This window comes from Gluconobacter sp. Dm-62 (genome assembly GCF_018256155.1).
Lineage (GTDB): Bacteria > Pseudomonadota > Alphaproteobacteria > Acetobacterales > Acetobacteraceae > Gluconobacter.
Genome location: NZ_JAERLY010000005.1, coordinates 13,061 through 36,071 on the forward strand (window position 1 = coordinate 13,061; position 23,011 = coordinate 36,071).

A 23,011-nucleotide genomic window follows, 5' to 3' on the forward strand; every position below is an offset into this window, starting at 1 on the left:
CCCAGAGATGCAAAGACTGTGCCTGTTATCCTGTGCCGCACTTCTTGCGTTCGCTTCGTCCGCCCATGCCCAGACAGTGGTATCGGCCAATGATGCACATTCCATTCTCCGGAACGGGGTGCAGGTCCTGCCTCATCCGCTCAGATCGGATTCCCTTTCGTTTCTTGAAAAAACACCCGACGGGGCATGGAAAGTCCGCACCAGTATTGATGTTCCAACCAGCGTCATCGGGCCGCCAACCGCTGTGACCTTCAGCCCGGACGGTAAGACACTTGTCGTGTCGGCCGCATCCAGGCCTGACCCGCAGACCGGGAAAATCGTTCCTGATGACCAGATCACCGTTATCGATATTTCCGGACCAGAACCAAAAATCGCGCAGCGCATAGCATCCGCACCGGGTGCGACCACCCTGCGTTTTACGCCGGATGGACATCATCTTCTCGTCGCCAATGGCAAGTCGGGAGTCCTGACATGGTTCACGTTTGACGGGATGACCCTCGGCAACCGGCGTGTTATCTCCCTGCCCGTCTCCGGTTTTCCGGGTGGTCTCGCCATTCTTCCGGACGGAAAGCGCGCCCTCGTAAGCCTGTGGCAGGCTGACAGGGTCTACACCCTCCATATCAATGGCGATCAGATCTCCGTCGATCCTCATCCTCTCGCCATCAAACCAGGGCCCTGGAATATCCAGCTGAGCAAAGACGGGCACTATGCCGTCATGGGGCTGCTGGGCCATGGTGAAGGACTGCCGGGGGCTCTTGCGGTTCTGGACGTCAGTGCCGATCCAATCCGGGAAATACAGCGAACTCCCGTTCCCAACGCGCCGGAGGGGCTCGATATCTCTCCAGACGGTCAGTATGTCGCGGTCGTCTCACAGAACGGTTCAGCGCTCTCCCCGTCTTCTCCGCGCTACCATGATCGGGGCATCGTCACTGTGCTCTCATTCCATGACGGTCATCTGGCATCGCTGGCACACGCGCCGGGGACGTTATGGCCGCAGGGCCTGACCTTCTCCCCGGATGGTCATGACATTCTCGTTCAGGGCGTCATGGATCGCAGCCTGTTGACCCTGTCGTGGAATGGCACCCAGCTTCGCAAATTAGGTGAAACCGTGCTGCCGAGCGGTGGGGCCGACCTCGAAAAGAGTTCACCGTAGCGGAGGAAATTTCTGGTTGGGTGTTCCTTTTTGCTGCTCTTCGCGCGGAGTGGAGAAGCCTGTCCTCCCTAACTTTCAGGGCCAGCCTCTGAGTCCCCTGATTGTCTGGGTAAACCACACACCCGTAAAAGACTGGTGGAAAGGCAGGCAGCGCACATGGTGATGCACGATATATCGGGAGCTACAGGACTACATTTCGCTCACAGGCAAAGAAAACCCTCCTGTGCTCTGCGAAAGCGTTTCTCAAGGCTGCACCGGGCCGCGATGACTGCGTCTGGCAGACGTTTACCATCTGCCAATGCCGAAGCCATGCTGCTCGCCAGCTGACATCCTGTTCCTCTGAGATCAACGGGATAACGGGGCGAACAAAAAGACATCGCAGGGTAGTCCGTCCGATAGAGAACATCCGTCGATACATCGGAATGCTGATCATGGCCGCCTTTCAGAAGGACGCTGTGGCAGCCACGATCCAGAAGGGCCTCCACAACATCAATACGTTCGGAGGCCTGATCCATCTGTAATGCCGACTTCAATACCGCCAGCTCTGGCAGGTTTGGGGTCAGAACAGTTGCACGGGGTAGAAGCAGCTCGATGAGGGCCTGAACACCTTCCGGCTCCAGCAGGCGATGCCCGGAGCTGGAACACAGGACGGGGTCCAGCACGATTGGCACATCCGGAAGATGAGCAGCCACAACCCGTATGAGAGCGGCGTTGCACAAAACGCCAACCTTGATGGCGCCGATCCCGTCTTCCAGCGCAGTCTCGATCTGGGCTGCGAGCATATTCGGAGAAACAGGTTCCACACCCTGAACCCTGCGATCTGTCTGGGCTGTAACCGCGGTGACGGCGATGCGGGCCGTTTGTCCGGCCTCATGAACGGCAAGAAGGTCGCGTGCAATGCCGGCCCCTCCGCTGGAATCCATCCCGCCGATCAGAAGGACGGGACGCTTCATTGCCCTGTTGTCGCAATATAGGAAACGGCCCCATTCCGTTCAGAAAAGCGTCTCGCGGCCCGCCATGCTCGCAGGCCGCTCGCACAAACGAACACGGTTCTTCCTGCTCCAACGTCCGGTATTTCCGGATTTTCCAGTGGCCCGCGTACGGCCCAGTCCACGGAAGGCGGCCCCTTTTCGCCTCGCTCCCGGAGATCAAACACGCGATCCGCCTCAGTGAGCTCTGCAAGCCCGAGAACAAAGGGAGCGTCTTCTTCCGGCGGAGGGGCGTCATCAAAGCGGAAAGACGAACTGCGCCAGTGCTCCAGATCCAGACTGATCATCTGCCCCAGCGGGGACGGCTGTAAATCGAGCAGGATCGACAACGTCATCTGAGCCTGAATCGCTCCCAGAGCCGCTACGACAGGCCCGGACACACCCGCATCTGAACAGGTCGGAAAACGGGCAGGAATGTCTGGAAATACTGCGCGATAACCTGGCGCTCCGCTGCAAAATCCACCTGCATAGCCAGCCTGACCCAGCACCGAAGCGCTGACGAGCGGGATGCCCGTCTCAAGACAGAGGTCAGACAGCATGTATGTAACAGCCACACTATCGGCCGCATCCACCACAACAGAGATCCCCGGCAACAGGCAACGGGCTGATGCGGGTTCCAGACGCTGAGCGACGGGGACGATCCGGCAATCCGGATTTAAGCCGGACAAACGGTCCGCCACGCAGGAGACCTTCAGCTTCCCGATATCCTCCATGCGAAACAGGGTCTGCCGATGAAGATTGCTTTCATCCACACGGTCATGATCCACCACTGTAATTCTTCCGCATCCCGCTCCGACGACAGCTGGCAGCACAGTCGCCCCTAGCCCGCCCGCTCCCACAACCAGAACATGGGCGTCGAGAAGGCGCTTCTGATCAGCTTCGCCCTGCGGAAAGAGGCTGATCTGCCGCACATATCGGCTCATCGCCTGTAAGCCCGTGTGGAAGACACCCATTCCTGACAGCGGGTAACGGGGTTTTGCGCCATCTGGATATCCGTCACTACCGCAGCGCTGTCCGCCCCGGCAGAAAAGACACCGGCAAGCCGCTCAGGCTTCAGCCCGCCGATAGCGACGAGCGGCGTCTGACCAGCCCGCTTCTTCCAGTCCGTCACCCGCTCCAACCCCTGCGGTCCCCATTTCATTTTTTTCAGAAGGGTCGGGTAAACAGGCCCAAGGGCAACATAGGCGGGTTCATACGACAGGGCGCGTTCAAGTTCCGCCGGATCATGGGTGGACAGGCCAAACCTGATCCCGGCTTTCCGCAGCGCATCAAAATCCGCCGTTTCCATGTCTTCCTGCCCGAGATGGACGAAATCGCATCCCAGTTCCATCGCAAGGCGCCAGTAATCGTTGATGACAAGCTGCGTGCCATGCTGCGCGCACAGGTCACGGGCGTGACGGATCTGACGGCGGATTTCGGCCTCGGGCTTGTCCTTGAGGCGAAGCTGCACCAGCCGCACGCCACAGGGCAGAAGTGTTTCAAGAAGCCCCACGTCACCCACAAGCAGATAAAACGGATCAAGCGTCATCATGCCAGCTCCGCCATCCCGAAAACGGGTGTCGACGCACTGGCCATATCCCGTTCCGGCATGAGACCGGCCTCGAAACCCTCCCGCCCCGCCTGTATGGCGCGCCCGAAGGCCCGTGCCATACCCACAGGATCAACCGCCTTCGCCACGGCGGTGTTCAGCAGCACGCCATCAAATCCCAGTTCCATGGCCTGTGCGGCCTGACTGGGCGCGCCGATCCCCGCATCCACAACCAGCGGCACACCGGAGAAATGCGCCCTCATGGTCCGCAATCCCGCCAGATTTCGCAGCCCCTGCCCCGAACCAATGGGCGCGCCCCAGGGCATCAGGACTTTGCAACCGGCCTCAAGCAGCTTTTCTCCTACGATCAGATCCTCGGTCGTGTAGGGAAACACATCGAACCCTTCCGAACACAGCACATGCGCGGCTTCAACAAGGCCAAACGGATCAGGCTGGAGCGTGTCTGCATGGCCGATGACTTCCAGCTTGATCCATGACGTTCCGAACACCTCCCGCGCCATACGGGCGGTGGTTACCGCTTCCCTGACGGTATGACAGCCCGCTGTGTTAGGCAGCAGGCGGCAGCGACTGTTCGCGAGAAGGTCCCGGAATGCTCCCCCGGCCACCCCTTCGCGCCTCAGAGAGGCAGTAATGACCTCGGCGCCGGACGCTTCGATGGCCTCAAGCAGGATCTTGGGCGACGGATATTGCGCCGTGCCGAGCATCAGCCGGGACGTCAGATCAACATCATAGAACATACTTAGCCCCCCTGCATCGGAGACAGGACCTCGACCTTCACGCCATCATTCAGACGGGTTTCGGAGCGAAGGGGGCGGGCAATGAAATCACCATTCAAGGCCGTGGCCACACAGGGGGATTCAAAACCTTGCTCGATCAGCAGATCGGCCAGTGTCCGGACCTGCGTTTCGATATTCTGACCGTTCAGTTCAATCCGCATCGGCGTAAAGCTCCGCAAGTTCCGTGGCCAGTCGCTCCGCGCAGACAGGCGCCATCAGAAAACCGTGGCGATACATCCCGTTCACGTGGATACGGTCCGCAGCGTGGCGGATGGCCGGAATATTGTCAGGAAAGGACGGACGTAGCCCCGCGCCCAGTTCAAGAACTTCCGCTTCGGCAAAGCCGGGATGGAGCGTATAGGCCGCCGAAAGCAGCTCCATCGCAGCCCGCGCCGTAACGCCCCCGCGACGCGCGCTTTCCACCATGGTCGCACCAATCATGTAACGCCCCTCATCACGCGGGACGATGTAACAGGGAAAGCGCGGATGCAGCAGGCGGACCGGGCGCGTCAACGTCACGTCCGGTGCATGCACGATCAGCATCTCACCCCGGACACCGCGCAGATCCGCCAGCTCCTCATGGGAGGCGAGCCCCCGGCAGTCGATGATCCGTCCTCGTGGCGTCCCGGACCGGAACGACACGCCCCTGCTTTCCAGACGGCCTTTCAGGCTGGAAAGCGCGCGGCGCGGGTCGAGATGGGCTTCGCTCGCAAAGAACAGCCCCCGGGCAAAACGTCCTGCCAGATCCGGTTCCAGATCCCCCGGAGTGACCCACTCATGCTGCCGTGTCGCCCGCGCAAAGCGGTCCAGTTCGGAGGCATCCCGCGGCGGTGCGACAACCAGCGTGCCGCGCCGCACCACACCCGAAACATGCGACGCCCACCAGTTCACCGCAGCCTGTCCTTCCGCCACGATCAGTTCCGGCGCGCTTTCGCCCTCGCAGAAGGGCGCGAGCATACCGCCCGCAAACCGTGATGCCGGTTCGGGGGCGCCATCCGGGACGATGACTTCCACGTCAAGGCCCCGGTCGGAAAGGGCCGTGGCACAACACAGTGCCGTCACCCCTCCCCCCAGGACGGAATGGATCATTCCGCCGGTTCCGTCACCGGAACATAAAGCTGGCCGCCTTCCCGAAACTTGCCCGCCATCTGCTGCATGCCGTCCTGCTTTTCCGCTTCGGCACGAATATCATGCGAAATTTTCATCGAGCAGAATTTCGGCCCACACATAGAGCAGAAATGGGACACCTTGTGCGCCTGCTTTGGCAGGGTCTCGTCATGCATCGCCCGGGCCGTATCGGGGTCGAGGCCCAGATTGAACTGATCCTCCCAGCGGAACTCGAACCGCGCCCGTGACAGGGCATCGTCCCGCATCTGCGCACCCGGATGACCTTTCGCCAGATCCGCCGCATGGGCCGCAAGCTTGTAGGTAATGACACCCGTTTTGACGTCGTTGCGGTCCGGCAGGCCCAGATGTTCTTTGGGCGTGACATAGCAGAGCATCGCCGTGCCGAACCAGCCGATCATGGCCGCCCCGATGGCCGAGGTAATGTGATCGTAGCCGGGCGCGATATCGGTCGTCAGCGGGCCAAGCGTATAGAACGGTGCCTCGTGGCAGTGCTCAAGCTGCTTGTCCATGTTGGCCTTGATCTTGTGCATTGGCACATGACCCGGCCCCTCGATCATGACCTGACAGTCCTTCGCCCAGGCAATTTTTGTCAGTTCGCCAAGCGTTTCCAGTTCCGCAAACTGCGCCGCGTCATTGGCGTCGGCAATCGAGCCGGGACGCAGACCGTCCCCAAGCGAGAACGACACATCGTAACGGCGGCAGATGTCGCAGATCTCTTCGAAATGCTCGTACAGGAAGCTCTCGCAGTGATGATGCAGGCACCATTTCGCCATGATGGAGCCACCGCGCGACACGATCCCCGTCACCCGTCGGGCCGTCAGCGGGATCATGTGAAGCCGGACACCCGCATGGATGGTGAAGTAGTCCACGCCCTGTTCGGCCTGCTCGATCAAAGTGTCGCGGAAGATTTCCCATGTCAGGTCTTCCGCAACGCCGCTGACCTTTTCCAGCGCCTGATAAAGCGGCACCGTCCCGATCGGCACCGGGGCATTTCGGATAATCCAGTCGCGGATATTGTGAATATTGCGGCCTGTCGAGAGATCCATGACGGTATCCGCGCCCCAGCGGATGGACCAGACCATCTTTTCGACTTCCTCTTCCATGGAAGACGTGACGGCCGAATTGCCAATATTGGCATTGATCTTCATCAGAAAGTTGCGACCAATAATCATCGGTTCAAGTTCGCGGTGATTGATGTTGGCCGGGATGATCGCCCGCCCGGATGCAATTTCCTGCCGCACGAATTCCGGCGTCACAAAATCCGGAATGCTGGCTCCGAAATCCTCGCCGTCCCGCTCTTCCTTCAGCGCCTGCGTCCGGCCGATATTCTCCCGGATGGCCACAAACTCCATCTCAGGCGTGATGATGCCGGCGCGGGCATACGCCATCTGGGTCACCGCACGATCCCCGACCGCACGCATGGGGCGGCGCTGGTTCGGGAATGCAGGCGTCAGCCGTTCCCCTTCGGCAAAACCGTTATCGGCTGCCGTAATCGTGCGGCCGACATACTCTTCCACGTCACCGCGACGGCGCAGCCAGTCACAACGACTGTCTGCAAGACCTCTCGCAATATCGATGCTGATGGCAGTGTCGGTATAGGGCCCGGAACTGTCATAGACGTTCAGCGGGCATTCGTCCGATACTTCAATCTGCCGCATGGGCACTTTGATGTCATGAAGCGTACCCTGAACATGGACCTTGCTGGAAGCCGGCAGAGGGCCTGTCGTAATGGCCGGAACGGAAGCGTTCATATGGTGTCTCCTCAAGCGCACTCGAAAAGACCCAGGGAGAACGTGAAGCAGAAAGGGAGCCGTGGTCCCCTGTGCACATAGGCACAGACAGGGCCAAACGGCCCGACAGGATCAATCCCCATACAACGACGGAAATGAGAGCCCTTCGGTCTTCCTACGCCAGTATCAACTGGGTCAGGTTCAAAGGGTCGCCTCACCGTACAGTCAGTTTCCCGACAGCACCAATCAGCCTCTCAGTCCCTTAGGCGGGACCCCCCTGACGAAATTCGATCGTGATGGAGAAACAGAAGAAAATCAACAGCGGAAATGTGTTCCGTTCAGATATGAAATTTTTATCTGAGTAAAATACATGGATGAAGCCCAAGAAAGACAACCACAACTCCTCAGCAATGCTATCCGCTTTAGACTAAATAATTCCGTCCCTATCGGCGTTTCCCTGCCCTGTAATGACCCCTGCGATAATCGTGAGTGCTCGCCCTAGTTCCTCCCTGCTATCCGGGGCACCTAAACAGAGCCGCAAACCTGTATCAGCCTGCATGGAGACAGCCGATGCATCTGGTGGCGTTACTTCCACTCCTGCACGCAGTAATCGAGCCGTTACCCGTTCAGCGTCCAGTGCCGACATGGGCAGCCAGACATGAGGCGAATGCGATGCCCCCGGTAGCGCGACGAAACTGCCCAAAACTGAGTTCGCCATTTCCCATCTTGCTGCTGCTTCCGTCTGAACTGCCTGCCCGATGGCATCAATCCGTCCATCCTGGACCCACTGGCTGAATACCAGTGCTCCCAGTGCGGGTGGACAATAGCCTAACGCCCGGACTCCTCTCATGAGCCGCTCACGCGAAAGATCAGGCGGAAGCGCCAGAAACGCAAGCCGCAACCCCGGACAGACACCTTTGGAAAGGCTGGCAAGATATAGCGTCCGCTCAGGTGCATACGACACGATCTGGCGCGGACGTTCGGAATAAGCGTAATACGCATCATCTTCCAGAATCAGAAGATCACGAGCCCTTGCGACTGCCACGATGTCCTGCCGACGCTGTTCTGACATCGTCCGGGTTGTCGGATTATGCAGGGTCGGCAGCGTAAACAGCAGGCGGCTGCCGGTTTCTCTGGCTGCCTGATCAACCGCTTCAGGTAACAGTCCTTCATCATTCATCGGTAGACCACGCAGCTTCAGGCCCAAATGATCCGCTGCCATTCGGGCGCCGTAGAACGTGGAAGATTCACACAGGACGGTGTCCCCAGGCGAACACAACGATGAGAAAACCAAGGCGATACCGTGCTGACCACCATTGCATTGAATCAGGTTTCCTGCCTCAAAATCGAGTCCATACTGCTGCCTGATCCATTGTGCGCCGGCGTCACGAACATGAGGCAGCCCAGCTCCCTGAATATAATGTACCGCGGGATCGAGGGCTCCACGCGCCATCAGGTCGACCAGCGCGGCATTCAGATCGGTCATCAGAGGAACTGGCGGTGGCGTATTGCAGCGAAGATCAATCGGCCCATTGCGGCTCTGCCACTCACGTGAGCCCCGCTCAATGGTGGGAACATCTGGAACCACTGGTAATCCACCAGATACGAACGATCCCCGGCCTACATGCGCGGCCAATAATCCCCGTCGCTCCGCTTCGGCGTAAGCGCGCGTCACGCTTCCCACGCTGATACCAAGCCGAAAAGCGAGCTCACGTTGAGGTGGCAGTTTGGCGCCGGGCGAAAGTTCTCCGGTCCGGATAGCCTGCGCCATTGCCACCACCAGTCGCTCATAAAGCGGCATAGGGCCGGATTGAAGTTCAGGTTGCCACATATCCGGCTCCATCAACGCAATTGGCATAGAACAATACAAAGATTGAAGTCTTTGACGGAGTTGTCAATCTAGAACAATCGAATCGATTCGTCTCTATTGTACTAGAACAATAAGGCTTCACATATGTTGCAACCACTCTTGGACATTCCAGGCCAACAACATGAAATTCGAAAAATGCCTGAAACAATCACGGCTCTCGGAATTCTTAGTGCCATCATGGGAGGATTAATGCTCCTCATAGCCATTCATCAGCCCGCATCAGCACAGGACTTGGAGGAAAGCGTGGATCCGGTCTTCGTTTCCTACATTCCTCAGGATCTCAGTGATCCTGCCCGGGAACGGCGCCTGCTGATCAGGATCGATAAAGCTGCGCTGAAAGCTTGCGGCAGCATGAATGGCCTCTCCATCCCTACGCAGGAGCTGATTATCCGATCAGATTGCCACCACGAGACTTTCAACAGAACGGTAGCAGCCTTCCACAGCTCAACCCTGACCCATATGGCCAAGGCCGTCGATCCGTGGGTCGGCCCCACAATGCAGGAACCCTGACAATGGACCTTATTTTCCAACAGGTGGATGTGTTCTCTGCCGAACCTTTTCGAGGCAATCCGCTCGCCGTGATCGTTGGTGCAGATGCATTATCCGACACGCAAATGGCAGAAATCGCGAACTGGACCAATCTCAGCGAAACAACCTTTCTTCTTAAGCCGACACATCCGGATGCTGATTATCACGTAAGGATATTCACTCCGCATGCAGAACTGCCCTTTGCAGGGCATCCAACGCTGGGCAGCGCACATGTCTGGAGCTCTCTGGGGCACCCAACGAAATCTGACGTGATCATGCAGCAATGTGGTGCCGGGCTCGTCCCGGTACGCAAGAGCAAAGGACGATTGGCTTTTGCCGCACCACCAAGACGTCGGACCGGACCGGTCGCGCAGGATGATCTGATCCTCGCTCTCAAGGCTCTCCGGCTGACACATGACGATATTCTTGATGCGCAATGGGCTGACAATGGCCCAGGATGGATGGTCATCAGATTGCCTGGTCGCGAACAGGTGTTGAGTATTCAGCCAGATTGGCACGCGCTAAAGGGACAGAGCATAGGCGTTGTCGGTGCATGTCATTTTGAGCTGGATAGAACAAAAGTACAATTTGAAGTACGGGCTTTCGTGGGAGAGGGACAAGGTTGGGAAGACCCGGTCACAGGCAGTCTTAATGCCGGGATCGCCCAATGGTTGATCGAAGGCGGTATCGCTCCGGCCCATTATATAGCCAGCCAGGGAACCGCACTGCGCAGGTCTGGCCGCATTTTTGTGGATAAGATTGATAGCGATATCTGGATTGGGGGTGACGTAATCACCCGTATTGCCGGGACAATCGCCGTATGAGCGTTTGAGATCTACAAACTATTTTGCTTGTGTAAGACGAATCAAACGTGCCGACCCGCTGCAAACCAGAACTTTGTTCAGCAAGTTTTTTGGAGTCTATTATAGGAATTCAGTGAACGGTAAGTGGTTGGCATGTATAATCTGACGAAAACGATTGGAAACGCGCTCATATCTGGACTCATTTTTTTTAATGGCTGCCGCACCGACAGATGAAAACTGGTACCGTGCAGCCGCTTTGGGTCTCGAAATAAAAGCATTGGACACTGCTCAGCCACTAACTGCCCAAAAGGTCTCTGAAATCCTTGGTATGAGCCTGAAATGTGATGACCATAGCCGTGTCTCCACAGACCCAGGTGACACAAATGCCTTGCTAACTGACATTGATTTCAGGTTTTATAATAATAAGTCTTCTGTACTAATTTTGAATATAAATAAAAAATTTTGCATAACGCCAAACATGCTGGAAAAACAATTTGGACTGGGGCATGCAACATTGAGTTGTTCTCACAGTATTTCTTGTGCGGCCCTCTTATTTAGAGGAAGATGGCGGCACGTAATTGTTTCTATGCCTGAGCAGATTCAAGATCAATCGTGTGTGCCGAGCATTACAATAAATAGCGATTGGGGAAAATGAACACCTCAATGTGTTACGTGCGATCCGGTCTCACAAATTGAGCTGATCCCGACGCAGGGCAACGTCTATACATGTTCTGTATCAATCAGCCGCCACCACATCGTCTAGCAACATCCATTATTTTCTGTACTGAATATCAAAGAAATCAACGACATTGTACGGCTTGAGTTACATATCCAGTTTCGGGGAATATCAAGATTCTAATCCTACCCTAAAAATTAGCCGATTCATGACGGTTTCCATCGTGATTTGTAATAAACATTAGAGTCACTGACACGGGCGCATCCTGTCGGTGCCAGGTCTTTCCTGGGACGACCAGAACATCTCCCTTCTTCGCTGTGGATTTTATTTCACCATTTCCTGTCCGGAGCGTCAGTATTGTTTCCCCCTCCACCACAAGAAGAAATTCATCATTCGGATGCTCTTCCCATGGCGTAGCGCCTTTGAAGCAAAAAAGCCCAACATCGTGACTTCCGAACGGGAAAAGCATTTTCAGACCATTGGTAGAAACTGCTTCCGTCTTTCTTTCAATATCGCTAACCGATAATCCGTTGGCGACTTCTGAGAGATTGTAGATTTTCATGATTATATTAATCCTTGGAAACTTTGCGGTGAAAGTGCCAAATATTACCAGGCTCGGAAATATTTCTGGTAGCCAACAGCACAAATATCAACATGAAAGCGCCGAATATCGCTGTAATCAGAGAGGTATTCCTGTAACCAATCACGGCAGCTAGCGGCAAAATTGATATACTGGAAAGTACATTTGCCAGGCTCTCGCCACATTGCAAAAAACTATAATCCGTTCCTGGTCTCTCTTCTGAAGACCAGTTCATAAGCACAGACCAGACGGAGACGTAGAATCCTCCATCAATGAAGTTTTCGAGCCCTAGGGTGATATACAAAAGCGGCTGGGTAGCTCTTCCTGTAATTGTCAGAAGCAGGAGCGTTCCGAGTAACAAGGTGGCTGGCCAGACAAACAGGCCGACAGCACGCTGGCTTCCGAAAGATCTGACTGCTGGAAAGCCAAGAATGGCGTCACCAAGAGCAGCGCAGATGATATTAGACATCTGGAGCATTCCAGAAAAATCCAAACTGAAAGCCTGATCCATCAGCCAGGGCTGAAGTAGTATGGCAAGCGCTGAGCTGGCGAATTTAAAAATTAGAGCCAGCAAAAATGCCCAGCGAAATCCCGGCTGCCGAAAAAGATCCATGAGACGCGAGGGCTTCTGGAATATATTGGCAGGCTCGATGCAGGCTCTCAGAGGCAGAAGTGCCAGCCATAAAACAAACAGTTCGCACGCCATTCCCCACATGGCGCCGCGCCAGCCATATCGCTCGTAAATGATAAGTGACCCTGCGCCACCGATAACCATTCCAAGAAGAAATGTTACAACCTGCAGGGCATTAGCCAGCCCCGCATTATGGCCCTTCATGGGAGATACGGCGCAGGCATTTGTCAAAATATCCTGGGTAGCAAAAACCGTATTCAGAAGAAGTACACCTGACAAGGCCATCAGGAAATGTTGGGCAGGAGAAATAGCCCCCAGAAGCAGACACAGCACGACTGCTAAAATATGCGTCCGTAGTGCGAGATGCCCGTACCCCACTCGCTTGCCAGCGTTATCCGCAATGCCGGACCAGAAACATTTCAATGCCCAGGGTAGAAATACCAGTCCTGTCAGACCGATATCTTTTAACGGGGTTCCGCTATGACGAAGAATGGTAGCAAAGGCGTTGAACGCCAGACCCGCAGGAATGCCCTGAGAGCCATACATCAACCCTATTGCCAGAAGTCGCTTGAGTAACGTTTTGCTGGTTTCAGCGTGTGTTATCTGGACGGAATTTACTGAAGGCTTCATGTCAGAAATTCACACCGACGCGGAAGCCAAGCTGCCGCGGATTGGAGGCTACGACATATCCGCCCGATAGGCCGCGTGTGAAGTAGCTAGAATTGGTCAGGTTGTGTCCGTAAAGCGCCACATTCCAGTGTTTCCAGCGCCTTTCAATCTGCGCGTCCACCAAGACATACGGCGCATTCTGTATACTGCTGCTGGGATAAAGAGTTGTTCGTCCCCGTCGGACAATACTCGCATTCAGGGCCCATCCGGGAACGGGTTGCCATTCTCCCGAGAAACCAAAATTGCTTCGTGGAGTACCAGACATCTGCTTGCCGCTGTAATCCGCACCGCCAAACACAAAACGATCATATGCAGCATAAGTGAGTCCCATGAACGCGTTTAGCTGGAGTGTACCGAGCGGCTTCCAGTGCGCAGTGGCTTCCACACCTCGTGAATGTGCTGTGCCGGCCGTTCCAATCAGAGACTCCCCTGCACCATTGGTTGCAGAGACCTGGAGATTTGAAAGAAAATTTGCAAAGCCCGTCGCTTCCACGGACCATCGTCCTCCGGCGTCCCCGAGACGGTAACCCAGCTCCAGATTATTGCCATAACTTGACGTATAGGGCTCTGAAACTGTGCTCGTATAAGAACCATAAGGACTGTAATTCGGCGGCAGAAATGAGCGTGAATAGCTCAGCCAGCCAAACTGGCTTAGTTTTCCCGAAGACTGAGGACTGTATTCAATTTTAAGGCCGGGAAGCGGTACAGTTTTGGAAAGAGACTGGCGTGGAAGGCTCTCCCGCGTGCTGTAAGCATAGGGCACGTCTCCGCCCATGACGCTTGTCCAATTACTAAGAGAGCTGTCAACATGTTCAATTCGTAAAGATGAAACGAGACGCCAGTCCTGAAACAAATGCCATCCCAACTCCCCCATGAAGGCTATATTCGCTGTTCCCAGGGTCGCTGTTGTTCGGCTGAGATAGTAAGGGGACATATCAAAGGTATAGGGTGCCCAGCGCTTTGACTGTTGCCCATAAATGCCACCCTTCCAATCCAGATGGCCCGCGTTTCCTGACAGCATGATGGAACCGCCGATTTGACGTGTGGGAAGTGTGAATCCGGAATTTGCAGAAAAGACGGAGTAAGGATTGCTGTAACGCCAGTCGGTCGAAGCACCTCCAAACACTACATCCAAAATCATATGCTGGCTGAAACGTCGATGGTATTGCGCGGAACCCAGAAGATATTCTGTATCATTCACACCTTCAGACGTGTTGTAAGACACGTGGTTACGGGCATTTTGCGGCGTTTCAAAATAGTCATTGCCGCCGTGGTTCAGCATGTGATGCAAGCTGAAGCGCCATTCACCGCCAGCATTATCTTTGTGCAGCAGCTTGATGCGACCGAACCAGCCATGCCAACCGCCGGTATCATGTCGGTTCAGGGTACGGTTATGGATATAGCCATCAGCAGTTTCCCCACCGACGGAAAGCCGGAGGCTCGTAGAGGCATTAAGAGTAAGGTCCCCCGAAAACGTCGCGCGTTTGCGATTTCCGGTCCCGTATTCAAAATCCAGAGCCCCGTCTGAACGGCTTGTAGGATCAACGGACTGCGCTGAGATCAGCCCCCCAAACGCGTTGATACCTTCAGTAAGCTGCGGACCCCGCAGAATGTCCACATTCTTCAAGTCAAACATCTGTCCCAGTGCAAAGCTTGGAACAGGTACCCCATCGATCAAGATTGGCGTGTAAAGGGCGGGTCCTTCGTCTTCCGCGCCCCCAAGCCCACGCAGCATCAAAACCGGGTTGTTAGGCGTCGTGTTGGTGAAAGAGAGATTGGGAACGCGTTCAGCAAGGTCTCCCAAAGTCTGCATTCTATACGACGCCATGTCCTGAGCGGAGATATGAGTCGTGCTTACGGGTAACGTAAAGGCCGCTCGCTTGCCCCAGATTGTGAGATTTTCTCCACTGATATTGCACTGCTCGCTGGAGGTCGCCGGTTTCTCCGCCGACTCATGAAAACACTTTGTCGCAGGCTCGGAAGCTGCCCATCCTGGAACAGGCCGCACACTTAGAGCTGTACAAACAGAAGCCAGGAAACTGGCTTTCCACAAGCCGGTAGCAGGCCTCGAAAGGGAGAGGTTTTCTTTCATGGTTTGCGATGATAATAATTCTCATTATCGCCGCTACCCGGATCAGGCTATATACCCCGATCGGACAGGAAAGACCTCGCCGTGATAGCAGATGTCAGTTCAACGCAGATTCATAAAGCGCACCCAGACCACATTGCTGGCACGTCCCTGCGTCATCCGCACACATGCGTTTTTCCTGGAGGCTTACATACAAGTGGATTTGTGGCGTCGCGAGCAGGTGCGCTGAACGGGTGTTTTGATGAGCGTAGCTTAACGACCCGCTGCTCCGTTATTCTTTCCGGCGAATGCTGCATGAAAGCATCTGGCCAGACACACCATTTCCAGACCTGCGACATTATTCTTGCTCACACATTTCATGACAATTTTTCATTTGAAAACAGTAAAGAATTTTCCGCCCTCGAAATCCATATTCCGCTTCCACTTCTGGAGCAAATGAAAATCACCTCTTCACCAGGCATAGAAAAGCGCTCTCTGGGGCTTCAGGGTATGGCGATGAAATCCGCCAGACAACTTTTCGGTTATTTATGCAATAACCGGCACTCTGGTTCGCCATCTCTCACCTCTGATCTCCTGGTAGGATACGGTCTGGCAATGACCACGCTGGGATATGCTTTTACTGCGTGGAACGTCGAACAGGCGCAATCTAATGAGAGACATGCAACGTGCCTTGAAACTGCAAGACAGACCCTCCTCAGGAATTTTGATCAAGCCCCCACGATCACACAACTGGCAGTAATGTGTGGTCTCAGTCCTACCCGCTTTAAGGAATTATTCCGTCAGCAGTTTGGGTGTGGGCCTTACGCCTATTATCAGGCTCACCGCATGAAATATGCGTGCCATTTACTGCAACAGAAAAACGTAACCCAGACGGCAATGGAGCTTGGGTACAGTAATGTAAGCCATTTCAGTGCTGCATTTCAGAGACAGTTTGGATGCAGTCCAAGCAAATGGCAGAGAATTCCACATTGAAACTTGATCTATTTTTGTGGCTGAGTAATTTTTCAACACTGTAATTTTGAGAGACCAAACTCAGCGTTTGCGCTCTCATGGAGTAGAACCGTGTTTTGGATTGGGCAGTACGCATACAAAATTTGATGCTACGGCCGGATCGCCATGGCCATCGTATAAAGCAGCTTCTGGCCATGCGCAGAGCGGTCGCGTCCGGACAACCTTCCCGTCCACAACCCGGGACGCCACGATTTTTTCTGGAGCGTTCTGACGCACGACCCATTCGTCAATAGCGCCCAGCTTGCTGAACGTGTCACAGCCCGCTCCGCCGTAGCAGTGTCTCATGCCTGGGATTTCAAAAAGCCGCGCGGAGTTTCGTTCGGCCGGAGCGGCGTTCTGCATCAGCGCCTGATAATAACCGGCCAATTGCTGCGGATTATGGCCGTCATTCCAGCCAATATACATCAGGAGCTTGCCACCATGCCTGAAAAAGGGTTCCAGATTGTCGTCCACATGCAGTAGCGGCCCAAGTTTTCTGGTCGCAGCGGTAATGTCAGTATTCCAGTTCAGAGTTGTCCAGTCCCATTCCGGGTTCTGGAAAGCAGCAAACATGAAGAGATCAAGGGCGACAGGAAATGCCTTACCATCGGCAGAAAAGCCGTCTTCGCTACCTTTCGCAGGACCGGGGAAGATGACTTTACCTGTCCGGGGATCGACCGGGCCGCGATAAATCTGTTCCGCTGCCTTAACTTCGTTGGCGGTGAGACATTCTGATGTATCCGATCCCTTGCAAAGAAGTTGCGAGGGCTCAAATCCACATTGATCCGGAGTTTCAAGAACCCCCTGATTTTGACCGACAGGTGAACCGCATGCCTTCATGACTGCCCGGTTCAGAAGCTGGAATTTCCCGCGCCCTACGCGCAGGGCCGGATCATGATAACTCATCCAGCCAGCCCAGAGCTGTTCTGCGTTGAAATTCACAATCGGATTGGGAGGCGCACCGGCGACGACCCCATCATAATCCTGAGGATAGCGTCTGGCCTCGATCAGTCCTTTCAGCCCCCCGAGCGAGCATCCGATCCAGTATGCATGAGACGCATCTTTCCCATAAAACTGCCGGATAAGCTGCTTCGCCGTCAGCGTCATCAGGTGATCGGCTCTGTAGGCATAATCGACCAGTTTTTCGGGATGACCTAGTGTAAAGCGGCCTCCCTCACCCTCAGGAGTGGAACTGTCATGCCCGGTATCTGTGCTTGCGACGGCATAGCCTACCCCCACCCCGGTCGCCATCCCGTCGTACATGATCGACCCTGCCCAGCCGAAATTGCCAACGCCCAGAAGTTTGCCATTCCAGCCGTGCAAAGGAAGCCAGATTTCCGTGCGGATCACTGAATCCGCAGACGGACGCAGTGTTATGGCAACCCGGCAGAACGCAGGGTTGCTTTTCTGAATTGGATGGCCCGCAAGGTTCATCCCCGGCGCTGTCATGATCTGGCTCAGATGCGTCTGCGGACTGTGCCAGTCTCCGGCCTGAACGATTTCCACCTTGGTAAAGGTCGCCCCCGGGAGCATCAGATGCGTGAGATCTACGCAGCTTTCAGCGTGAGCATGCGAAGACAGCAGAAATGAAGCCGAGACCGTAAGAAACGTTCCAGCCGCAAAAGTCCTGAGCAACGGCTGGAGTGACTGTATGGAGCGACGACAAAAGGGCTGTGAAAACGGCATGCTAAGTTCTCGGCTTGTTCTGTATGTCCCTGTCATGGTCGCAAACGTCACACCTCTGCCGCCCATAACTGCGCCCGGCAGTCTGAACTCATATAGACCCGAAAGGCAAAGCCTTGATCGCGCCGCCGAGGCCATGCAGTGTGGCCAAACCGCTTTCTGGAACAGACTGCAGTCGGCAGAAAAACACAGTAAGGTCAGGCCAGCGTGAAGCACAGATTCTGGATATTGGGCAGCGCATATCTGGCTATTTTGTCTGTCACGAGTGCGGATATCCGCCAGTCCCGAGCTGCCTCGCCATCAGGAGAAAGCATGTCTTCAAACCAGACGCATGAAGCTGTCATCGCAGCGCGCTCCTTTCTGGCCACGTTCGATTCACACGCCCTCGCGAATGTGCAGTTTCCTTTTATTGCACAAAAATCGGGTACGCTCGCACGCTTCCGCAGAAGCGCTCCGGGGCAGCCAGTCGCCCCTGTCATGAAGGACCAGGGGAACGCCCCCACAGCGCGCGGCCCGGGCATGGGACCTCCAGGAGGGTTCGTCGGAGAACGCTATGGCACGGCTGTATGGTCCAATTTTCCGGTCAGTGACGTCCTCCGTCCCGGCATGCAGATGGGGCAACTCACGGCGAACCAGCGCTCTGCCGCACTGCACCTTCTGCAAACCCTTCTGAGCAAAAAAGGGTATCAGAAAGTGCAGGACATCATGGACGGAGATCAGGCCCTGGCAGATGCTGGAACCGACTTCGCGTCCGGAAAGGCCGTCTACACCATCGCCATTTTCGGCCAGCCGTCGGAAAAGTCTCCGTGGATGGCGCAGTTTGGCGGTCACCATCTGGGCCTCAACCTTGTGATTGATGGTGCGCATGGTGTGATGACACCGACACTGACTGGCGCGCAGCCAGCAATTTATCAACGTGATGGTAAAACGGTCCGGGTGCTGGCTGGGGAAAATGACAGGGCCTTTGCACTTCTGAACGCGCTTGATCCAAAACAACGTCGGGAGGCCATTCTTCCTTACACCGTGGACGATCTCGTTCAGGGGCCCGGACATGACGGCGAAACGCTTGTCCCTGAAGGCATCAAGGGATCAGCCCTGACCCCCGCTCAGAAGACCATGCTTATGGACGTACGCTGCTCCTCGCCTCGCGGAAATTCGCGATGGGCTGGATGACACCTGGTTTGCCTGGAGCGGTCCGACCACTCATGAACCCCACCGCAACGGATCGTCCTATTACCGTATCCAGGGCCCTCACCTGCCAATCGAATTCTCCCCTCAAGGCGTGGGCGGTGATCCCACATTGCATGCCCGTACGGTTTATCGTGACCCGACCAACAGTTATGGCAACCGGTTTACAGTCCAGTGAGCGTGTTAAGGAACGCATCCTTTCTCTGGGTAGCTCTGATTTTTCTGCCCATGGCGGCTTCGGCTCACCGGCTGGATGAATACCTTCAGGTCACGATGATCGATCTTGCCCGCGATCATATCGCTCTGCACCTGCACCTGCGCCTCGTTCCGGGTGTGGAAGTCGCCGCGGGTGTTATTCGTCAGATGGATACAAACCACGACGGAGTTCTATCGCGAGCCGAGCAGGAGACCTACGTCTATCGGGTCACTCAAAATCTATCCCTCTCCCTGAACGGGCAGCCGCTTGTTCTGACGCTGAGCGCCGCTACCTTTTCCTCACTGACCGCAATAAGGGAAGGCACAGGCGTTCTGGATCTTGAATTCACGAGCAGCGCCTCCCTCAGGAACAGCTCCAACCATCTGGCCTATAGCAATCGAGGCACAGCGACAGCGTGGCTCGTGAACTGTCTGCTTCCACGAGATCCGAGCCTGCGCGTGGTCCATCAGAGACGCTCCCGAAATCAGTCAGACTATCAGCTGGACGTCATGGTGACGTCCAGCTGATAGTCCGTGATTGATCAGGAGCTGAAAATTACCAGCTATACCCGATGCTGGCCTGTGCGTTCCGACGTTCGCCGTAGTAGCAGTATTGACCGTCTGCTCCGTATGCGAAGCAGTTTGCGATATAGTTCTTGTCAAACAGGTTCCTGACGCTGGCGGAAACTTTCCAGCCCCGCAGGGAGTGGGACATGTTCCTCAGATCATAAGCCACAGATGCGTCGAAAAGGGCATATTGCGGAAGCCAGACACTGCCGTAAGTGGCTTCACCACCATAGGTCTTGTTGGAATACCGCATACCACCGCCGAAACCGAACCCTTTAAGTGGACCGGAAGGCATCGTGTAGAAGGCGAACAGCGACGCGTTCCCCTTGCCGGACTGGATCAGCGGCTTACCGGTCGAGTCATCCTTCACCTTCTGGAAACTGACCGCTGCCGTGACCATCAGGTTGTGGAATGGCTGGGCATGGGCTTCGAATTCGAAACCGTCGGAATGAACCAGACCGCTTTGCAGGCTGTATCCGGTATTGGCGACGGAAACGAGGACGTTGCTCTGCTCGATATGAAAGCCCGCTGCCGTAAAGAGAACGGATGTGCCAGGGATCTGGTATTTTAGGCCACCTTCAAGCTGCTTGCCAATAGACGGATGAGCCTGCCGCAGCGTGGCACCGCCATCGTTCGAGACCGTACCGGACTGCGGCTGGAATGACGTCGAGTAGCTGATGTAAGGCGAGAGGCCGAAGTCGAAATGATATAGCCCCGACGCGCGCCAGGTGATCTGGCTCGCACTCTGCCGGTCATTGGACTGCTCGAAATATTCGGTCTGATTGGACCGGTACCAGTCATTACGGATGCTGCCCGTCAGGATCAGACGCTTCCAGCGGATCTCATCCTGCCCATAGGCACCAGCCTGATGCGATTTCGTGACATAACGCAGATAAGGCGTCAGGTCCGGAATAGCCATGTGATAGTCGGGATGCAGGACATCCAGGTCCGGCGCATCGCCATAGGCTTCGGTGTCGTTTGCCTTCTGCTGCATATAATCGAAGCCGAACATCAGCGTATGACGTAGCGGCCCCGTGCGGACCTTTCCCTTGAACTGGCTGTCAAAGGCCAGATTATAGGTATGCTCCTGCGTGCCATAGGCGGAACGCGATAGCATCTGACCGCTGGTGCCATCATCGCTGTCGTAATATCCATTGTCATAGACACTGCGATAGACCGTTCTGATATCATCATAACGGCCACGTGTGCTGAAGCTCCAGTCATCGTTGAAGCGATGGTTCAGGATATAGGTAATGGCGCCCTGACGCCGGTTGAATTTCTCAGCCGACACATCTCCATCATAGAAATTGCGTGGCAGATAACCGTAAGACGCACGCTTGAGGCTGCCGATCAACGGCACACCACCATATGAGCCGTTTTCTGGATCATACTGGTAGTTTCCGAGCAGCGTCAGCGTCGTCGGACCATCGCCACCAAAGGTAAAGGACGGGCTGATGCTGAAACGTCGGCTTCCGGTCCGGCTCAGTTGCGTGTGCTGTCCGTTGACAGTGCCATAAACCCGATAACGGACCATCCCGTCATCTGTCGCAAATCCACCCACATCGGCATCAACGCGGTAAAGATCGAACATACCGCCAGTCGCGTTCACGCCACCATAGAACCGCTGATCCGTCGGTAGTTTGCTGGACATCGCCGTCAGACCGCCTGGGCTGGACTGGCCATAAAGCGCGGATGCTGGCCCCTTCAGAAGCTCGACGCGATCAAGCCGGAACGTGTCCGTCTGGGCTACCGCAAAACCTGTCGGACTGTCCTGAAATTTGAGGCCATCCAGAAACGTGGGCACCGTAAAGCCACGCAGATCGAAAAGATCGTAACGCGTTCCTTCGCCTCCACGCGTATCGGCCGTTACACCCGCTGCGTACCGGACGGCCTGATTGAGGTTCAGCACACCGCGTGCATCCATTTCGTCACGCGTAATGACCGTCACCGACTGTGCCGTCTCGACAAGGGGGGTGTTGGACTTGGTCGCAGATGAGGCAATTGTCGAAGCCAGATGCCCGCGAACCTTGATTTTCTCGACGTCTTTAGCGCGTGTTTCTGATGTTTTCTGAGGTGCCTGCCCTGTTACGGATGTTCCGGAATGCCGGTCCGCATCGGGCTTCTTTTCCTGATCGGCCGCGAAAGCCGTATCGCTCAGAACAATCGAGAAAAGCGCTGTGTAGATGATCCTGTTACGCTGCATACCCCACCCATGTGTCATTACCGGCTTCTGCACCCAGAGGGTCGGCGGTCTGTCATTTTAATGCGAATAACTCTTAATTGCGCTCCTAACCATATTCATGAGCGGCATCAACTGGCGCGAAGGCCATTGGCCCGAACGCAAACAAAGTCTGCCTGATCGCCGACAATGAAACGCCACGCATTGCCGCCGGGTGGGACGGGGACGGCGGTTTTCCGGGAAATAAATCCGCCTGCTAAAGAGGCTTCGTCAACATGCCCGAACGCACCATACGAGGTGATACCCCGAAGGTTCGATGAAACATCGTGCTGAAACTGCCTGCGTTCTCGTAACCAAGCTCGAACGCGACCTCAGAAATCGACTGCCCCGCAGCAATACGCGATGCCGCCTCGATCACCCGGACACGACGGCGCCAGGCCGCAAAACCCATCCCCATTTCCTGCTGGAAAAGACGGGTGAAAGTCCGTCTGGCCATCCCTGCCTCGCGTGCCCAGTGATCGATATCACGACAGTCCCCGGGCTGGGCGGCAATCGCCTCACAAACCCGCAGTAGACGATGATCGGAGGGAAAAAGCAGACGGTCCGCAATGGGAGGTGCACGGCGAATTTCGCCGACGAGAAGCCGCGCAATAGAAGTCATGCGATCGTCCATGGCAAACTCGTATCGCATGGCAATAATCTCTTCCACGAGCCCGCGCATGAGAGACGATGCATCGAACATCTTGCATGGAAGATCGGCAGCATTCGTTAACACGGGGTCGACATAAATCACCTGAAATGCAAGATCGGTACGGCAGTTTGCCTGATGCAATGTATTGGCCGGAAGCCACATTCCCTGCCCTGCCCCCAGCACAAAGCTTCTGCCCAGAGCGCTGATCGTCACCGTCCCTCCAAGGAAGAGCGAAAGCTGGGCACGGTCGTGCCTGTGATACCCGTCTACAAAGCCGCCGACATACCGATCAGCAAACCCCACAACTGGGGGGGGCTGAAGCGGCAGATCTGTCGTGCGCTTCATGG

At 55.6% G+C, this 23,011-nt stretch carries 20 protein-coding genes, 1 pseudogene and 1 riboswitch; of the genes and pseudogenes, 7 read left to right on the forward strand and 14 right to left on the reverse strand.

The features are described 5' to 3' along the window. Nucleotides 1-7 precede the first annotated feature (7 nt). Entirely contained in the window at nucleotides 8-1,153 is a 1,146-nt protein-coding gene (locus tag JK202_RS07310; protein ID WP_211559717.1) for a YncE family protein, read from the forward strand. 200 nt (nucleotides 1,154-1,353) lie between these two features. Here the strand turns inward: JK202_RS07310 and thiD are convergent, their stop codons facing one another. The 8 genes from thiD to JK202_RS07350 all read right to left on the reverse strand — a co-directional run bounded on the left by thiD (nucleotide 1,354) and on the right by JK202_RS07350 (nucleotide 9,156). Further along, complete coding sequence (gene thiD / locus JK202_RS07315; RefSeq protein ID WP_211559719.1) at nucleotides 1,354-2,106, reverse strand: bifunctional hydroxymethylpyrimidine kinase/phosphomethylpyrimidine kinase; 753 nt, start codon at nucleotides 2,104-2,106, stop codon at nucleotides 1,354-1,356. Beyond that, nucleotides 2,103-3,065: a HesA/MoeB/ThiF family protein gene (locus tag JK202_RS07320; protein WP_249199781.1), complete on the reverse strand. Its 963-nt coding sequence runs from the start codon at nucleotides 3,063-3,065 to the stop codon at nucleotides 2,103-2,105. Before JK202_RS07320 ends, thiD begins: the two co-directional genes overlap by 4 nt. Further along, nucleotides 3,062-3,673, reverse strand: coding sequence for a thiamine phosphate synthase (locus tag JK202_RS07325; RefSeq protein ID WP_211559723.1), 612 nt, complete (start codon nucleotides 3,671-3,673; stop codon nucleotides 3,062-3,064). The genes JK202_RS07320 and JK202_RS07325 overlap by 4 nt, the downstream gene beginning before the upstream one ends. Next, nucleotides 3,670-4,428 carry a thiazole synthase gene (locus JK202_RS07330; RefSeq protein WP_211559725.1) on the reverse strand — a complete coding sequence of 253 codons (759 nt, stop codon included), beginning with the start codon at nucleotides 4,426-4,428 and terminating at the stop codon, nucleotides 3,670-3,672. Before JK202_RS07330 ends, JK202_RS07325 begins: the two co-directional genes overlap by 4 nt. 2 nt (nucleotides 4,429-4,430) lie before the next feature. Then, entirely contained in the window at nucleotides 4,431-4,628 is a 198-nt protein-coding gene (thiS, locus tag JK202_RS07335; RefSeq protein WP_211559727.1) for a sulfur carrier protein ThiS, read from the reverse strand. Continuing rightward, on the reverse strand, nucleotides 4,618-5,556 hold the full coding sequence (locus JK202_RS07340; RefSeq protein WP_211559729.1) for an FAD-dependent oxidoreductase: 939 nt from the start codon (nucleotides 5,554-5,556) through the stop codon (nucleotides 4,618-4,620). Before JK202_RS07340 ends, thiS begins: the two co-directional genes overlap by 11 nt. Continuing rightward, on the reverse strand, nucleotides 5,553-7,346 hold the full coding sequence (gene thiC, locus JK202_RS07345; RefSeq protein ID WP_211559731.1) for a phosphomethylpyrimidine synthase ThiC: 1,794 nt from the start codon (nucleotides 7,344-7,346) through the stop codon (nucleotides 5,553-5,555). The genes JK202_RS07340 and thiC overlap by 4 nt, the downstream gene beginning before the upstream one ends. Nucleotides 7,347-7,480: 134 nt before the next feature. Further along, nucleotides 7,481-7,614, reverse strand: a riboswitch (TPP riboswitch). 138 nt (nucleotides 7,615-7,752) lie between these two features. Beyond that, the gene (locus JK202_RS07350; RefSeq protein ID WP_249199783.1) at nucleotides 7,753-9,156 is read right to left on the reverse strand and encodes a PLP-dependent aminotransferase family protein; all 1,404 of its coding nucleotides are present in this window, start codon (nucleotides 9,154-9,156) and stop codon (nucleotides 7,753-7,755) included. A 123-nt stretch (nucleotides 9,157-9,279) separates the two neighbouring features. Between JK202_RS07350 and JK202_RS07355 the strand changes: the two genes are divergently transcribed. The 3 genes from JK202_RS07355 to JK202_RS07365 all read left to right on the forward strand — a co-directional run bounded on the left by JK202_RS07355 (nucleotide 9,280) and on the right by JK202_RS07365 (nucleotide 11,181). Next, nucleotides 9,280-9,705, forward strand: coding sequence for a UrcA family protein (locus JK202_RS07355; RefSeq protein ID WP_211559733.1), 426 nt, complete (start codon nucleotides 9,280-9,282; stop codon nucleotides 9,703-9,705). 2 nt (nucleotides 9,706-9,707) lie between these two features. Continuing rightward, complete coding sequence (locus JK202_RS07360) at nucleotides 9,708-10,547, forward strand: PhzF family phenazine biosynthesis protein (protein ID WP_211559735.1); 840 nt, start codon at nucleotides 9,708-9,710, stop codon at nucleotides 10,545-10,547. Nucleotides 10,548-10,737: 190 nt separating this feature from the next. Next, nucleotides 10,738-11,181, forward strand: coding sequence for a hypothetical protein (locus tag JK202_RS07365; protein WP_211559736.1), 444 nt, complete (start codon nucleotides 10,738-10,740; stop codon nucleotides 11,179-11,181). A 211-nt stretch (nucleotides 11,182-11,392) separates the two neighbouring features. On the opposite strand, the gene JK202_RS07370 is transcribed toward JK202_RS07365, so the two are convergent. From JK202_RS07370 to JK202_RS07380, 3 genes are read right to left on the reverse strand one after another with little or no spacing between them, the layout of a single operon-like run. Beyond that, a complete protein-coding gene (locus JK202_RS07370) occupies nucleotides 11,393-11,764 on the reverse strand; it encodes a cupin domain-containing protein (protein WP_211559738.1) in 372 nt (123 codons plus the stop codon). Nucleotides 11,765-11,771: 7 nt separating this feature from the next. Beyond that, on the reverse strand, nucleotides 11,772-13,043 hold the full coding sequence (locus JK202_RS07375; protein WP_211559740.1) for a permease: 1,272 nt from the start codon (nucleotides 13,041-13,043) through the stop codon (nucleotides 11,772-11,774). A 1-nt stretch (nucleotide 13,044) separates the two neighbouring features. After that, entirely contained in the window at nucleotides 13,045-15,174 is a 2,130-nt protein-coding gene (locus JK202_RS07380) for a TonB-dependent receptor (protein ID WP_211559742.1), read from the reverse strand. 81 nt (nucleotides 15,175-15,255) lie between these two features. Here JK202_RS07380 and JK202_RS16490 point away from each other — a divergent pair, with 81 nt between their 5' ends. Next, entirely contained in the window at nucleotides 15,256-16,143 is an 888-nt protein-coding gene (locus tag JK202_RS16490; protein WP_211559744.1) for an AraC family transcriptional regulator, read from the forward strand. A gap of 75 nt (nucleotides 16,144-16,218) precedes the next feature. Here JK202_RS16490 and JK202_RS07390 read toward each other — a convergent pair whose 3' ends face one another. After that, on the reverse strand, nucleotides 16,219-17,883 hold the full coding sequence (locus JK202_RS07390) for a tannase/feruloyl esterase family alpha/beta hydrolase (protein WP_408872145.1): 1,665 nt from the start codon (nucleotides 17,881-17,883) through the stop codon (nucleotides 16,219-16,221). A 168-nt stretch (nucleotides 17,884-18,051) separates the two neighbouring features. Between JK202_RS07390 and JK202_RS07395 the strand changes: the two are divergent. Beyond that, nucleotides 18,052-19,210: pseudogene (locus JK202_RS07395) on the forward strand (DUF3500 domain-containing protein). A gap of 50 nt (nucleotides 19,211-19,260) precedes the next feature. Continuing rightward, nucleotides 19,261-19,755: a hypothetical protein gene (locus JK202_RS07400; RefSeq protein ID WP_211559748.1), complete on the forward strand. Its 495-nt coding sequence runs from the start codon at nucleotides 19,261-19,263 to the stop codon at nucleotides 19,753-19,755. A gap of 28 nt (nucleotides 19,756-19,783) precedes the next feature. Here JK202_RS07400 and JK202_RS07405 read toward each other — a convergent pair whose 3' ends face one another. Beyond that, nucleotides 19,784-21,997 (reverse strand): TonB-dependent siderophore receptor, encoded by a 2,214-nt coding sequence (locus JK202_RS07405; RefSeq protein ID WP_211559943.1) that lies wholly within the window; start codon nucleotides 21,995-21,997, stop codon nucleotides 19,784-19,786. Nucleotides 21,998-22,229: 232 nt separating this feature from the next. Continuing rightward, a complete protein-coding gene (locus JK202_RS07410; protein ID WP_211559750.1) occupies nucleotides 22,230-23,009 on the reverse strand; it encodes an AraC family transcriptional regulator in 780 nt (259 codons plus the stop codon). Nucleotides 23,010-23,011: the final 2 nt, after the last annotated feature.

Excerpts from the sequence above, each read along its gene's own strand:
- JK202_RS07390 (WP_408872145.1), bottom strand. The coding sequence starts at position 17,883 with ATGACAGGGACATACAGAACAAGCCGAGAACTTAGCATGCCGTTTTCA.
- JK202_RS07350 (WP_249199783.1), bottom strand. The coding sequence starts at position 9,156 with ATGTGGCAACCTGAACTTCAATCCGGCCCTATGCCGCTTTATGAGCGA.
- JK202_RS07360 (WP_211559735.1), top strand. The coding sequence starts at position 9,708 with ATGGACCTTATTTTCCAACAGGTGGATGTGTTCTCTGCCGAACCTTTT.
- JK202_RS07355 (WP_211559733.1), top strand. The coding sequence starts at position 9,280 with ATGTTGCAACCACTCTTGGACATTCCAGGCCAACAACATGAAATTCGA.
- thiS (WP_211559727.1), bottom strand. The coding sequence starts at position 4,628 with ATGCGGATTGAACTGAACGGTCAGAATATCGAAACGCAGGTCCGGACA.
- thiD (WP_211559719.1), bottom strand. The coding sequence starts at position 2,106 with ATGAAGCGTCCCGTCCTTCTGATCGGCGGGATGGATTCCAGCGGAGGG.
- JK202_RS07320 (WP_249199781.1), bottom strand. The coding sequence starts at position 3,065 with ATGAGCCGATATGTGCGGCAGATCAGCCTCTTTCCGCAGGGCGAAGCT.
- JK202_RS07380 (WP_211559742.1), bottom strand. The coding sequence starts at position 15,174 with ATGAAAGAAAACCTCTCCCTTTCGAGGCCTGCTACCGGCTTGTGGAAA.
- JK202_RS07400 (WP_211559748.1), top strand. The coding sequence starts at position 19,261 with ATGGCGGCTTCGGCTCACCGGCTGGATGAATACCTTCAGGTCACGATG.
- JK202_RS07410 (WP_211559750.1), bottom strand. The coding sequence starts at position 23,009 with ATGAAGCGCACGACAGATCTGCCGCTTCAGCCCCCCCCAGTTGTGGGG.
- JK202_RS07405 (WP_211559943.1), bottom strand. The coding sequence starts at position 21,997 with ATGCAGCGTAACAGGATCATCTACACAGCGCTTTTCTCGATTGTTCTG.
- JK202_RS07325 (WP_211559723.1), bottom strand. The coding sequence starts at position 3,673 with ATGATGACGCTTGATCCGTTTTATCTGCTTGTGGGTGACGTGGGGCTT.
- thiC (WP_211559731.1), bottom strand. The coding sequence starts at position 7,346 with ATGAACGCTTCCGTTCCGGCCATTACGACAGGCCCTCTGCCGGCTTCC.
- JK202_RS07330 (WP_211559725.1), bottom strand. The coding sequence starts at position 4,428 with ATGTTCTATGATGTTGATCTGACGTCCCGGCTGATGCTCGGCACGGCG.
- JK202_RS07375 (WP_211559740.1), bottom strand. The coding sequence starts at position 13,043 with ATGAAGCCTTCAGTAAATTCCGTCCAGATAACACACGCTGAAACCAGC.
- JK202_RS07310 (WP_211559717.1), top strand. The coding sequence starts at position 8 with ATGCAAAGACTGTGCCTGTTATCCTGTGCCGCACTTCTTGCGTTCGCT.
- JK202_RS07365 (WP_211559736.1), top strand. The coding sequence starts at position 10,738 with ATGGCTGCCGCACCGACAGATGAAAACTGGTACCGTGCAGCCGCTTTG.
- JK202_RS07370 (WP_211559738.1), bottom strand. The coding sequence starts at position 11,764 with ATGAAAATCTACAATCTCTCAGAAGTCGCCAACGGATTATCGGTTAGC.
- JK202_RS07340 (WP_211559729.1), bottom strand. The coding sequence starts at position 5,556 with ATGATCCATTCCGTCCTGGGGGGAGGGGTGACGGCACTGTGTTGTGCC.